Here is a 12,301-nt window from a genome sequence, read left to right on the forward strand (position 1 = left end):
TGCCCCGCATCGACGCGGACCGCGCACTGCTCGACTCCCGGGAGCTGGCCCCCTTCCGCGCCGCGATCGCCGCCGGCTCACGCGCGATCATGAGCGCCCACATCCTGGTCCCGGCCCTCGACCCCGACCTCCCGGCGACGTTGTCCCGGGGCATCCTCACCGACCTCCTGCGCGGCGAGCTCGGCTACGACGGCCTCATCGTCACCGACGGCATGGAGATGCGCGCCGTCGCCGCCACGTACGGCATCGAACACGGCAGCGTCCTCGCGCTCAACGCCGGCGCCGACGCGATCTGCGTGGGCGGCGGCCTGGCCGACGACGAGACGGTACGACGGCTCCGAGACGCCCTGGTGGCAGCCGTACGCTCCGGGGAACTGCCGGAGGAACGCCTGGCCGACGCGGCCGACAGGGTCCGGGCACTGGCGAGGTGGACGCGGTCGGCGGCCGAGGGTGCGACCACCGTGGGCGTGGGCATCGGCGGTACGAGGACCACCGGCCCGGAAACCGCGAACGCCGGTGGCGCGGACCACGACGACATCGGGCTCGTGGCCGCTCGGCGGGCCCTCACGGTGACGTACGCGGAGCTGGCGGGCCCGGAGGGCTACGAGCCCCCCGTCGAACTCCTGTACGTGGCGGCGTTCACCCCGGTGGCGAACATCGCCGTCGGCGACGAGACCCCCTGGGGTGTCGGCGTGGAACTGTCCCGCCTTCTTCCGGGCACCGAGACGGGCACCTTCACGGGCGACGACGCGGGCTCTTCCGCCCTCACGGCCGCCGGCTCCCGTCGTATCGTCGCCGTGGTCCGGGACGAACACCGCCACCCCTGGATGACCACCGCCCTCGACACCCTCCTGTCGGCCCGCCCCGACACGATCGTCGTGGAGATGGGCATCCCCCAGACCCCGCCACGCGGCGCCCTTCATGTCGCGACCCACGGCGCGGCCCGAGTCTGCGGCAAGGCGGCGGCGGAGATCATCACGGGCACCCGATAGGGACGCCGGGGCCCCCGCGCCCCGTGAGGGGCGCGGGGAACCGCGGGAGCAATCACCCACAACGGTCAGTCCGAAGCGGACCGAACTCGGCAGCCAGGATCGCTAAATCCCTTGCCATTCAGGCTTGTTGGTGAAGGTATGCCGAAAATAATCCGCCAGCTTCAACTTGGACGCCGCCGCCTCATCGACCACGACCGTCGCATGTGGATGGAGCTGCAGGGCGGAGGCCGGGCACACGGCGGCCACCGGCCCCTCCACGGTCGCCGCGACGGCGTCCGCCTTGCCCTCGCCGGTGGCGAGGAGCACGAGGTGCCGTGCCTCCAGGATGGTGCCGATGCCCTGGGTGATGACGTGGTGCGGCACCTGCTCGATGTCCCCGTCGAAGAAGCGCGCGTTGTCGACGCGGGTCTGCTCCGTGAGCGTCTTGATCCGCGTGCGCGAGGCGAGCGAGGAGCACGGCTCGTTGAACCCGATGTGCCCGTCGGTCCCGATCCCGAGCAACTGCAGATCCACACCCCCCGCCTCGGCCAGCGCCCTGTCGTACGCCGCGCACGCCCCCGGTATGTCCTCGGCGGTCCCGTCCGGGCCCATGAACGCGTCCATGCCGAGCCCCAACGGCTCCAGCACCTCCCGCCGCAGCACCGAGCGGTACGACTCGGGATGCTCGGCCGGCAGCCCCACGTACTCGTCGAGCTGCGCGACCCGCGCCCGTGAGACGTCCACGGCACCGGACCGCGCCTTCGCCGCCAACGCCTCGTAGACGGGCAGCGGGGTCGACCCCGTCGCCACCCCGAGCAACGCGTCGGGCCTGTGCCGGAGCAACTCCGCCATCGCCTCGGCTATGAGCTCGCCACCCGCCTTGGCATCCGGAACGATGACAACTTCCACGCTGGGCCTGCCGATCTGGAAAGAGCGATCTGGAAAGAGGACGAGAGAGGCTCAGCCGGGACCCACCAGGGCCACGCACCCCTCATGTGGTTTAGACCAATCTAGCAGGGGTGGTCCAGACCTCCATAGCCCCTACCACTCCACGAGGAGGCCCCCATGACCGCCGCAGCACCCACCCCGGAGCCGGGCTCCCGGACCGAACCACCCGGCCACGTCATGGCCCGCGAGATGGCCGAGCAGCCGGCCGTGCTGCGCCGGATCCTGGACGAGGGCGCGCCCCGGATCCGGCAGGTGGCCCGGGAGATCGCGGCCCGTGCACCCCGGTTCGTGCTGCTCACCGCGCGCGGCACCTCCGACAACGCCGCCCTGTACGCCAAGTACCTCCTGGAGATCCGCCTCGGCCTGCCCTGCGGGCTCACCTCGATGTCCACGACCACGGCGTACGGTGCCCGTCCCGATCTCACGGACGTCCTGGTGATCACGGTCAGCCAGTCCGGCGGCTCCCCGGACCTGGTCGCCTCCACCCGGGCCGCGCGCGAGGCCGGTGCCGTCACGCTCGCGGTGACCAACAACCCGGACTCACCGCTGGCCGCCGTGTCCGAGTACCACATCGACATCATGGCCGGGCCGGAGCGGGCCCTTCCCGCCACCAAGACCTACACGGCCTCCCTGCTCGCCCTCTATCTCTTCGTCGAGGGCCTGCGCGGCGACGACGGTGCGGCGGCACGGGTCCTGCCCGGCCTCGCCGAACAGCTCCTCGCCCGGCAGGACGAGGTCCGGGCCCTCGCCGCGCGCTACCGCTTCGCCGAGCGCATGGTGATCACCTCACGCGGCTACGGCTATCCCACCGCCAAGGAAGCCGCCCTGAAGCTGATGGAGACGAGCTACATCCCCGCGCTGTCCTACTCCGGCGCCGATCTGCTGCACGGTCCGCTCGCCATGGTCGACAACGTCTCCCCGGTGATCGCGGTCGTGACCGACGGCAAGGGCGGCGAGGCCCTTCAACCCGTCCTCGACCGCTTGCGCGGCCGGGGCGCCGACCTGGTCGTCATCGGCCCCAAGAGCCAGGTCGAACAGGCCTCCGCCGGCTTCGTCCTCCCCACCGAAGGCGTCGCCGAGGAGGTCCAGCCCATCCTGGAGATCATCCCCCTCCAGCTTCTCGCCCACGAGGTCACCATCGCCCGCGGTCAGGACCCGGACGCCCCTCGCGCCCTCGCCAAGGTGACGGAGACACGCTGAGCACGGGGAATCTCGCGGCGAGGCCGATTCGGTGGGCCGTTCCGGCCCGATGGTGGGCGAAAGCGGGCTACTCTGCGTGTAAGCCTTCGGTAGACGTTGGAGAAAAGCACAACAACTGACATCCCCCAACGCATGGACATGGGCAGTGGTCTAGTCAACAATGCATGGGAGGGCATGTGATCGATCAACGGTCATCCGCGGGCGAACACATGCCGCGCAGGGCTGTGAAGGACAACGCACAACAGACCTCCGTCTTCCCCGCACAGGAAGGCGGACCGAGGAACCGGCGCTCTCTGCCCTGACTGCTCCGGGTCCTCATCCTTCGGCCGACCGGGACCGCACACCCCACGGCCGATGTTGCTCCGGGCTGCGGTGCCGGGAGGGTTGAGGGTCCCTCTCAGGCGCCGCGGCCCGCGGGTGTCTTCGGGCCAGGTGTCATCGGACCGGTTGCGGTCGTGCCGGTTGTGGTCGGGCCGGTTGTGGTCGGGCCGGGCGTTTTTAGGCCACATACAGACCGCCGGGTACGCTCGCACACGTGCCCTCCATGAACGAACTCGTCCGCCAGCACACCGCTCTCAGCGACTCCGACCTGGAGTGGCTGCACCTGCTGGTGTCGGAGTGGCAGCTCCTCTCCGACCTCTCCTTCGCCGACCTGGTCCTGTGGGTGCCCACGCGTGACGGCACGCGCTATGTCTCCGTGGCCCAGATGCGCCCCAACACCGGCCCCACCTCGTACCAGGACGACATGGTCGGTCACTTGGTCCCCCGTGGTCGCCGCCCCCTCCTGGACGCCGCCCTCGACGAGGGCCGGATCGTGCGCGAGGGCGACCCGGAGTGGCGAGAAGAGGTCCCCGTACGGGTCGAGTCGATCCCCGTACGACGCGAGGGCCGCGTCCTCGGTGTCATCGCCCGCAACACCAACCTGCTCACCGTGCGCACCCCGAGCCGTCTGGAGCTGACCTATCTCCAGAGCGCCTCCGACCTCGCGCAGATGATCGCGGCCGGAGCGTTCCCGTTCGCCAATCAGCAGATGGACATGGACGCCGCCCCCCGCGTCGGCGACGGCCTGATCCGCCTCGACGCCGAGGGCATCGTCCAGTACGCCTCCCCGAACGCGCTCTCCGCCTACCACCGCCTCGGCCTCGCCTCCGACCTGGTGGGCCACAACCTCGGCCAGACCACCGCCGAACTCGCCCCCACCCGGGGCCCGGTCGACGAGGCGCTCGCCAAGGTCGCCAGTGGCTGGGCGCCCCGAGAGTTCGAGATCGAGGCCCACGACGGGGTCATCCAGTTCCGCGCGATCCCGCTCAAGCCCAAGGGCACCCGCATCGGTTCCCTGGTCCTGCTCCGCGACGTCACCGAACTGCGCCGCCGTGAGCGTGAGTTGATCACCAAGGACGCGACCATCCGGGAGATCCACCACCGGGTGAAGAACAACCTCCAGACGGTCGCCGCGCTGCTGCGCCTGCAGGCCCGGCGCATCGGGTCCGAGCGCGGCCGTGAGGCCCTGGAGGAGGCCGTACGGCGGGTCGGTTCGATTGCGATCGTGCACGAGACGCTCTCCCAGAACCTGGACGAGCGCGTGGAGTTCGACGAGATCGCCGACCGGGTGCTCGCCATGGTCGCCGAGATCTCACCGGGCAAGGTCACCGGCCGGCGCACCGGACGCTTCGGCATCCTCGACGCGGAGGTGGCGACCCCGCTCTCCATGGTCCTCACCGAGATCCTGCAGAACGCCCTCGAACACGGTTTCCGCGAGGGCGACACCGGCACCGTCGAGGTCTCGGCCGTACGCGGCGGCAGCACCAGGGAGTCCCGTCTCCTCGTCACCGTCCAGGACGACGGCGTGGGCCTCCCCGAGGGGTTCGACCCGCACCGCTCGGGCAATCTCGGCCTGCAGATCGTACGGACGCTGGTCGAGGGCGAGTTGGGCGGCACCTTCGACATGGTCCCGGCCCCGGAGTGCGGCACCCAGGTGCTCCTCGACATCCCGGTGCGCGCCGAGAAGTGACGGTGCCCAGAAGCAGTAGTGCCCAGAGGCAGTCGTGCCGGGAAGTGGCGGTGCCGAGAAGTGACGAACAGCACCGAGCCCCGGACCATCGTGTGGTCCGGGGCTCGGGCTCGTCGCTGATTAGGCGCACCGGGGGCACTGCGCGCTGCGGCTCGGGGGCGGGAGAAGCGTACTCGCTGTACGCGCCGCCAAGCTCAGGCTATTGCTGGGTGGGATTGTCAGGCGGAGGCCTGACGGGCCCGGTTGCGGGCGGCGCGGCGCTTCATGGCGCGGCGCTCGTCCTCGCTGAGACCACCCCAGACGCCGGAGTCCTGGCCGGACTCAAGCGCCCACTGCAGACACTGCTCGATCACCGGGCAGCGACGGCAGACAGCCTTGGCTTCCTCGATCTGCAGCAGCGCAGGACCGGTGTTGCCGATGGGGAAGAAGAGCTCGGGGTCTTCCTCGCGGCAAACGGCGTTGTGACGCCAGTCCATGGCTGCTACCTCTCCTTGGTATTACATGCACGTTGCTTGTGAATGTGAACGCTTTCACGAATCCCTCAACAAGTAAAGGGCCGATCACCAGACGGACTGGTGTGGTCCTGTGATTTGAGGAGGGGTTCTGGCGCTCTCTTGAGCCGGTGTTGCGGGCTGTCCCGAGCGCCACGTAGAGACTCGCAAACCTCAGCGGCGGATACAACCCCTTCCGGAAAGTTTTTTTTGATTCCTCGGTGTCGGCTCAGTCACAGCCGTACTTCCATGGGGTGGATGCTGGCCTAAACGTTCGAGTGGAAGGACTTTTGCCCGTTCCGCTCACACAATCACACGCAGTGCACGGCGTACGCCTGTGAACGTCACGCTCGTTCGCAGTCCGAGGTGGTCGCCGTCCATCTGGAGGGGGAGGGGCGCCTTCGAATGCAAGGTGAAGTCGCTCAGGTCGTGGAGGGTCGTCGCATGCTTGCCATGGGGTCCCCGCTCGGGGGACGAAGTGAGCAACTGTGTGGCATAACGGGCAAGCGCGGGTGTCGACATACGGCTGAGACCGAGCACGTCGAGGCCCTTATCGAACGAGGCCTTAGGTGACGCGTACACCGGGCGATTGCCCAGAAACGTCCACGGCGACGTGTTGCAGACTATGGACAGCACAAGATCGGAAACCGGGTCCTCGCCGGGCCGTTCCAGAGTGATCGTGCCGTGTCTGCGGTGGGGCTCCTCCAGGAACTGGCGGAATGCCTGACGCAGGTAAAGAGCGTGTGTGGATTTCCGGCCGCGCTCCCGCTGCTGCTCGACCCGGCCGATCACCCCCGCGTCGAATCCGAGGCCGGCGCAGAACGTGAACCAGCGGGACGGCACCGACTCGTCCTCCGTGCCCGGGGTACCCGAGGCCATACCCAGGCCGACGGTGCGTTCACGGTTCTCGCGGAGGGCGTCCAGGAGGGCGCCGGTGGCCTCCACGGCGTCGTTGGGCAGGCCCAGGGCGCGGGCGAAGACGTTGGTGGAGCCGCCGGGGACCACGGCGAGGCGGGGGAGGCGTTCCGGGTCGGGGCCGTTGTGCAGCAGGCCGTTGACGACCTCGTTGACCGTGCCGTCGCCGCCGAGCGCGACGACCAGTTCGATGTCGTCCTTGCCCTCCGCGGCATGGCGGGCGAGGTCCCGGGCGTGACCGCGGTACTCGGTGGTGACCGCCTCCAGCTTCATCTCGCTGGCGAGTGCGTGGATCAGCACGTCACGCGTACGTGCGCTTGTGGTGGTTGCCGCCGGATTGACCACGAGAAGTGCACGCATGGACTGCAGGGTACCTACTGGGTGGTACTCGGCCCACATCCAGGTGCGGATCGAGGGGGAGATCGTGTAGTGACGATGAGCACGTCGGCGTGCGCGAGGGTGGCTGGTGTGCGCCTGCGTGCCCGGTACCGGGGGCGGAGTGCGCCGAGGGGCGAGGGCTACCCTTCTGGGGTGAGCCCTGAGCAGAACCCCACGCCGGACACCTCCGACGCCGAGCCCCGCCCCGGGCGCCTGACCGCCGCGGCGGCGCTGGCCGCGCTGGAGGGGGGCGCGCTGGTGGTCGGGGGCGGCGCGATGCTCGTGCTGGGGTTCACCGGTGATTCGGGCGATCTGACCACCGGCGTCACCGGGGGCGTCACGCTCATCGCGCTCGCCCTGCTGCCGCTGATCGCCGCGCGGGGGCTGCTGCTGCGGCGCGGCTGGAGCCGGGGGCCCGCCGTCATCACGCAGATCATGGCGCTGCCGGTGGCGTACAACCTGCTGCGGGCCGACAGCGTGGCGATCCCGGCGGGGATCGTGCTGGCCGTCGTCGCCGTAGCCGCGCTGGTGTTGCTGCTCAATCCCGCGACGACCCAGGCCCTGGGGATTCAGGGGCTGGGGCGGGCGGACGAAACCAAGCCGTAGCTGGACGAAGCCGTAGCTGGACTTGGCCCTGGGGGGAACAAGGCGCCCGGCGCTACAGGCTGTGCCCACCCTCCCCACTGGAACGACTGCCCACAGCAGTAGCAGGGGCGACAGGCGCTTACTCCTCCACCAGCAGTTTCTCGCGGAGCTGGGCCAGCGTCCTCGCGAGGAGGCGGGACACGTGCATCTGGGAGATGCCCACCTCCTGGGCGATCTGGGACTGGGTCATGTTGCCGAAGAAGCGCAGCAGCAAGATCCGCTTCTCGCGCGGGGGGAGGTCTTCGAGCAGCGGCTTCAAGGACTCCCGGTACTCGACGCCCTCCAGGGCCTCGTCCTCGGCGCCCAGGGTGTCCGCCACGGCCGGGGACTCGTCGTCGGTGTCGGGGACGTCCAGGGACAGCGTGGAGTACGCGTTGGCGGACTCCAGGCCCTCCAGGACCTCCTCCTCCGAGATGGCCAGCTTCTCGGCCAGCTCGTGCACCGTGGGGGAGCGGCCGTGCTGCTGGGACAGCTCGGCCGTGGCCGTGGTCAGCGCGAGGCGCAGCTCCTGAAGGCGGCGCGGCACCCGGACCGCCCAGCCCTTGTCGCGGAAGTGCCGCTTGATCTCGCCGACGACCGTCGGGGTCGCGTACGTGGAGAACTCCACGCCGCGGTCCGGGTCGAAACGGTCGACCGACTTGATCAGACCGATGGTGGCGACCTGCGTCAGGTCGTCGAGCGGCTCACCACGGTTGCGGAACCGGCGCGCGAGATGCTCCACGAGCGGCAGATGCATCCTGACCAGCCGGTTGCGCAGCTCCGCGTACTCCGCACTGCCCTCCCTCAGGGTGCGCAGCTGAACGAACAGGGCACGCGCACCGCTGCGATCGTGGAAGTCGTGCTGTGTGGTGCGCACGCTCTGCGCGTCCAGCTCGTCGTGTCGCTCGTGCTCGCTCATAGTCCCGCCCGCCGTCACCGTTCCCCCAGCTCTCGACTGTGGTCGAGCGGGGGAGGCCCCAGTCCGCCCTCGTGAGGACGTGCTGCTCCGTACGGCACCCTCCGGATCCCGTTGCCCCTCGGAGGGCGCCTCACGCTCCGCGTCGTCGGCCGGCTCCGCCCACCGAGAGGTTCCGGCCGCCGCCGAGGAGTCGTCCTCCGGGTGCGGCCGGGCCTGCTCCGGGATGCCGTTGACGCCGTCCGCCAGATGTCCGCTCGGGTCGCCGACATTCTCCGCGGGCAGTTCCCGTGTGCCGCGTTCTTCGTCCCGCACCGGCCCGTCCCCGTTCCTCACGCCGGCCCGGGTCCCGCGCCGCGCTGTTTGTAGAGGCTGATCGAAACGGTTTTGTCGTCGGCGACCGCGGAGGAGACCTTGCCCGCCAGGGCCGACAGCACGGTCCAGGCGAAGGTGTCGCGCGAGGGGGCGTGGCCGTCCGTGGTCGGGGCGGAGACCGTGACCTCCAGCGAGTCGTCGACGAGGCGGAAGACACAGCTGAGCACCGAGCCGGGCACGGCCTGCTGGAGCAGGATCGCGCAGGCCTCGTCGACCGCGATGCGCAGGTCCTCGATCTCGTCGAGGGTGAAGTCCAAACGGGCCGCGAGGCCGGCTGTCGCCGTACGCAGCACCGACAGGTAGGCACCCGCGGCCGGCAGCCGGACTTCCACGAAGTCTGGGTCCCGGGCTCGCGTGCGATCTGGGACACCCTCACCTCCAAGGTGGTACAAGCTGTTTCAGGGGCCGAGGGTCGCCCCCCGGGGTAACGCGCTACGTGGTTCAGCGGTGACGCTATCGCGCTCCCAAGTGCCGTGTCCTCAGGGTCCTGGAGACCCCGCCCCTGCTGTCACTCATAGTAAGCACATGAATACGCTCGGTGGCTAGAGGTCTGCGGGCCTCAAATAGGAAGAGCGCGCGCCGGATTGACGTACCCAGGCGTCGGACCGCCGAACCTTGTCACACGAGTACGTCGACGTGTCACACGGCGACATGGTTCCGGCGTCATACGAGTACATGGTCCACGAAGCACCAGCGCCAGCTCTCACCCGGCTCGAACGTGCGCATGATGGGGTGACCGCTCTCCTTGTGGTGCGCGGTCGCGTGCCGCATCGGCGAGGAGTCGCAGCAGCCCACATGCCCGCACTCCAGGCACATCCGCAACTGCACCGGATGGCTCCCGGCCGCCAGGCACTCCGGGCAGGTCTCGCTCAGGGGAGCCGGCTCGGGGTGCGGCAGGGCGTCCGCGTGCGTGCACTGTTTCATGATTGCCAGGTTACGACGGGTGCGCGGAACCTCGCGCGGAAAATGAAGGCGACTGGAAGCGATGCACTTTTTGCCCCTGCTGTTGCTGGTTGCCGGGAGCGTGGCAGTCGCCGGAGCCGCCCGGCGTACGCCGGTGCCCGCGCCACTGCTGCTGGTCGCGGTGGGGCTCGTGGTGTCGTATCTGCCCGGGGTGCCCGAGTACGAGCTCGACCCCGAGATCGTCCTGCCGCTGATCCTGCCGCCGCTGCTGTACACGGCCGCCACCGACAGCTCGTACCTCGACCTGCGGGCGCAGCTGCGGCCGGTCGCGCTGTTGTCGGTCGGCTACGTCCTCTTCGCGACGCTCGCCGTCGGCTGGGCGGCGTACCTGATAGTGCCGGGGCTGCCGCTGACCGCCGCGCTGGTGCTCGGCGCGGTCGTGGCGCCGCCGGACGCGGTCGCGGCGACGGCGGTCGCCCGGCGGGTGGGGCTGCCCTCGCGGATCACCACGATCCTCCAGGGCGAGTCCCTGGTGAACGACGCCACCGCGATCACCGCCTACCGGGTGGCCCTCGCCGCCACCATCGGCGAGGGCGCCAGCTGGTCCGGCGGGATCGCCGAGTTCCTGGTGGCGGCGGTCGGCGGCGTCGCGGTGGGCCTGCTGCTGATGATGCCGATCCAGTGGCTGCGCACCCACCTGAAGGAAGCGCTGCTCCAGAACACGCTGTCCTTGTTGATCCCCTTCGTCGCCTACGGTCTCGCCGAGTGGGTGCACGCCTCCGGAGTGCTCGCCGTGGTCGTCGTCGGGCTGTACCTCGGCCACCGGAACTGGCAGGTCGACTTCGCGACCCGCCTCCAGGAGGAGGCCGTGTGGAAGATGGTCGCCTTCCTGCTGGAGTCCGCGGTCTTCGCCCTCATCGGGCTGCAGCTGCCGGTGGTGCTCAAAGGGCTCGGCGAGTACGAGGGGGTGCGGGCCACCTGGTACGCCGTGGCCGTCTTCCTCGTCGTGGTCGTGTCGCGGTTCGTGTGGGTCTATCCGGCGACCTTCCTGCCGCGGCTGCTGTCCGCGCGCATCCGGGAGCGCGAGGACAACCCCACCTGGAAGGGGCCGTTCGTCATCGGCTGGGCCGGGATGCGCGGGGTCGTCTCGCTGGCGATCGCGTTCTCCATTCCGCTCACCGTGCACGGCGGGGAGGAGTTCCCGGAGCGGAACCTGATTCTGTTCCTGACGTTCACCACGGTGATCGGGACGCTGGTCATCCAGGGGCTGACCCTGCCGCCGCTGATCCGGCTGCTGAAGCTGCCGGGGCGCGATCAGCAGGCCGAGACCCTCGCCGAGGCCAACGCCCAGGCCCAGGCGTCCCGAGCCGCCGAGGCCCGCCTCGAAGAACTGCTGGCGGACGAGCGCAACGCGTTGCCGCCGCCGCTGGTCGATCGGCTGCGCGCGGTGCTGGAGCGGCGCCGCAACGCCGTGTGGGAGCGGCTGGGCGCGGTGAACCCGGTGACCGGGGAGAGCGTCGACGACACCTACAGCCGACTGTCCCGGGAGATGATCGGCACCGAGCGCGAGGTGTTCGTGAAGCTGCGGGACGGGCGCCACATAGACGACGAGATGCTGCGGACGCTGCTGCGACGGTTGGATCTGGAGGAGGCGGCGGCGTATCGGGAGGCGGCGTCCTAGGGTGCCGTTCCCTGCTCGGAGAAGGGGCCTACTCGGAGAAGGGGCCTACTCGGAGAAGGGGCTTCCTGTGATCACTGCGGCGATCGTTGTTCCGCGCGGGAAGGTGCCTTCTTCGGTGAGGGTGACAAGTCCGTAGAGCAACTTGGCGACATAGAGACGTTCTATGGGGAGGGCGTGGCGGGTTTCGAAGTCCGCGGCGAAGGCGTCCAGTTCGGGGGTGGTGCGGGCGTAGCCGCCGAAGTGGAAGCGGTTGTCCAGGTGCCAGTTGCCGCGTGGGCCGCCGAAGGTGCGCTGTTGTAGTCGGCGTATGTCCTCTTCGAGGAAGTCTCCCTTGAGGACGGGGATGCCGAGCGCGCGCTGGTCGGGGGTCAGGCCGGCGGCCAGGCCCGCGAGTGTGCCGCCTGTGCCGCAGGCGATGGCGACGATGTCGGCCTGGTCGCGGAGTTCCGTGCCGAGGGTTTGGCAGCCATGTACCGCCAAGGGGTTGCTGCCGCCCTCGGGGACGACGTACGCGTCCTCCGCGTCGGCGGTGCGGAGGATGGCGGCCAGGGTGGTGGGGTCGGTCTTGTGGCGGTACGTCGATCTGTCGATGAAGTGCAGGCGCATGCCGTCCGCTGTGCAGCGGGCGAGGGAGGGGTTCAGGGGGCGGTCGGCCAGTTCCTGGCCACGGACCACGCCGATGGTGGGGAGGCCGAGGAGGCGGCCTGCGGTGGCGGTGGCTCGGAGGTGGTTCGAGTAGGCGCCGCCGAAGGTGAGGAGGGGGCGGCCTGCGGCGGCGCGTAGGTTCGGGGTGAGTTTGCGCCATTTGTTGCCGGTGAGGTGGGGGTGGATCTGGTCGTCTCGTTTGAGCAGCAGGTGGACGCCGTGGCGGGCGAAGCGGTCGTCTTC

At 69.8% G+C, this 12,301-nt stretch carries 11 protein-coding genes and 1 pseudogene; 5 read left to right on the top strand and 7 right to left on the bottom strand.

All coding sequences use genetic code 11. The features are described 5' to 3' along the window. On the top strand, nucleotides 1–992 hold a 992-nt coding region (locus STRIP9103_RS32790), incomplete at its 5' end, for a glycoside hydrolase family 3 N-terminal domain-containing protein (RefSeq protein ID WP_009327660.1). Nucleotides 993–1,094: 102 nt separating this feature from the next. Here STRIP9103_RS32790 and nagB read toward each other — a convergent pair. Next, nucleotides 1,095–1,880, bottom strand: a complete 786-nt coding sequence (nagB, locus tag STRIP9103_RS32795) for a glucosamine-6-phosphate deaminase (RefSeq protein WP_009327657.1) — start codon at nucleotides 1,878–1,880, stop codon at nucleotides 1,095–1,097. Between the two features lie 156 nt (nucleotides 1,881–2,036). Between nagB and STRIP9103_RS32800 the strand changes: the two genes are divergently transcribed. Together STRIP9103_RS32800 and STRIP9103_RS32805 are read left to right on the top strand one after the other, a co-directional pair. Then, nucleotides 2,037–3,119, top strand: a complete 1,083-nt coding sequence (locus STRIP9103_RS32800) for an SIS domain-containing protein (RefSeq protein WP_009327662.1) — start codon at nucleotides 2,037–2,039, stop codon at nucleotides 3,117–3,119. Between the two features lie 544 nt (nucleotides 3,120–3,663). After that, a complete protein-coding gene (locus tag STRIP9103_RS32805) occupies nucleotides 3,664–5,130 on the top strand; it encodes a PAS domain-containing sensor histidine kinase (RefSeq protein WP_048821406.1) in 1,467 nt (488 codons plus the stop codon). A gap of 218 nt (nucleotides 5,131–5,348) precedes the next feature. Here STRIP9103_RS32805 and STRIP9103_RS32810 read toward each other — a convergent pair whose 3' ends face one another. Together STRIP9103_RS32810 and STRIP9103_RS32815 are read right to left on the bottom strand one after the other, a co-directional pair. Then, complete coding sequence (locus tag STRIP9103_RS32810; RefSeq protein WP_003992873.1) at nucleotides 5,349–5,606, bottom strand: WhiB family transcriptional regulator; 258 nt, start codon at nucleotides 5,604–5,606, stop codon at nucleotides 5,349–5,351. Nucleotides 5,607–5,924: 318 nt separating this feature from the next. Further along, nucleotides 5,925–6,896, bottom strand: a complete 972-nt coding sequence (locus tag STRIP9103_RS32815; protein WP_009327658.1) for a diacylglycerol/lipid kinase family protein — start codon at nucleotides 6,894–6,896, stop codon at nucleotides 5,925–5,927. Between the two features lie 171 nt (nucleotides 6,897–7,067). Here STRIP9103_RS32815 and STRIP9103_RS32820 point away from each other — a divergent pair, with 171 nt between their 5' ends. Next, nucleotides 7,068–7,520: a hypothetical protein gene (locus STRIP9103_RS32820; protein WP_048821407.1), complete on the top strand. Its 453-nt coding sequence runs from the start codon at nucleotides 7,068–7,070 to the stop codon at nucleotides 7,518–7,520. Nucleotides 7,521–7,638: 118 nt separating this feature from the next. Here the strand turns inward: STRIP9103_RS32820 and STRIP9103_RS32825 are convergent, their stop codons facing one another. The 3 genes and pseudogenes from STRIP9103_RS32825 to STRIP9103_RS32835 all read right to left on the bottom strand — a co-directional run bounded on the left by STRIP9103_RS32825 (nucleotide 7,639) and on the right by STRIP9103_RS32835 (nucleotide 9,753). Continuing rightward, complete coding sequence (locus tag STRIP9103_RS32825; protein WP_009327652.1) at nucleotides 7,639–8,769, bottom strand: SigB/SigF/SigG family RNA polymerase sigma factor; 1,131 nt, start codon at nucleotides 8,767–8,769, stop codon at nucleotides 7,639–7,641. 17 nt (nucleotides 8,770–8,786) lie between these two features. Next, a pseudogene (locus tag STRIP9103_RS32830) lies at nucleotides 8,787–9,199 on the bottom strand (ATP-binding protein). A gap of 293 nt (nucleotides 9,200–9,492) precedes the next feature. Continuing rightward, nucleotides 9,493–9,753, bottom strand: coding sequence for a UBP-type zinc finger domain-containing protein (locus STRIP9103_RS32835; RefSeq protein WP_009327656.1), 261 nt, complete (start codon nucleotides 9,751–9,753; stop codon nucleotides 9,493–9,495). Nucleotides 9,754–9,814: 61 nt separating this feature from the next. Between STRIP9103_RS32835 and STRIP9103_RS32840 the strand changes: the two genes are divergently transcribed. After that, the gene (locus STRIP9103_RS32840; RefSeq protein ID WP_009327653.1) at nucleotides 9,815–11,413 is read left to right on the top strand and encodes a Na+/H+ antiporter; all 1,599 of its coding nucleotides are present in this window, start codon (nucleotides 9,815–9,817) and stop codon (nucleotides 11,411–11,413) included. 45 nt (nucleotides 11,414–11,458) lie between these two features. Here STRIP9103_RS32840 and STRIP9103_RS32845 read toward each other — a convergent pair. Continuing rightward, a partial coding sequence (locus tag STRIP9103_RS32845) for a 1-aminocyclopropane-1-carboxylate deaminase/D-cysteine desulfhydrase (protein ID WP_048821408.1) occupies nucleotides 11,459–12,301 on the bottom strand: 843 nt, incomplete at its 5' end.

The organism is Streptomyces ipomoeae 91-03, assembly GCF_000317595.1.
GTDB classification, from domain to species: domain Bacteria; phylum Actinomycetota; class Actinomycetes; order Streptomycetales; family Streptomycetaceae; genus Streptomyces; species Streptomyces ipomoeae.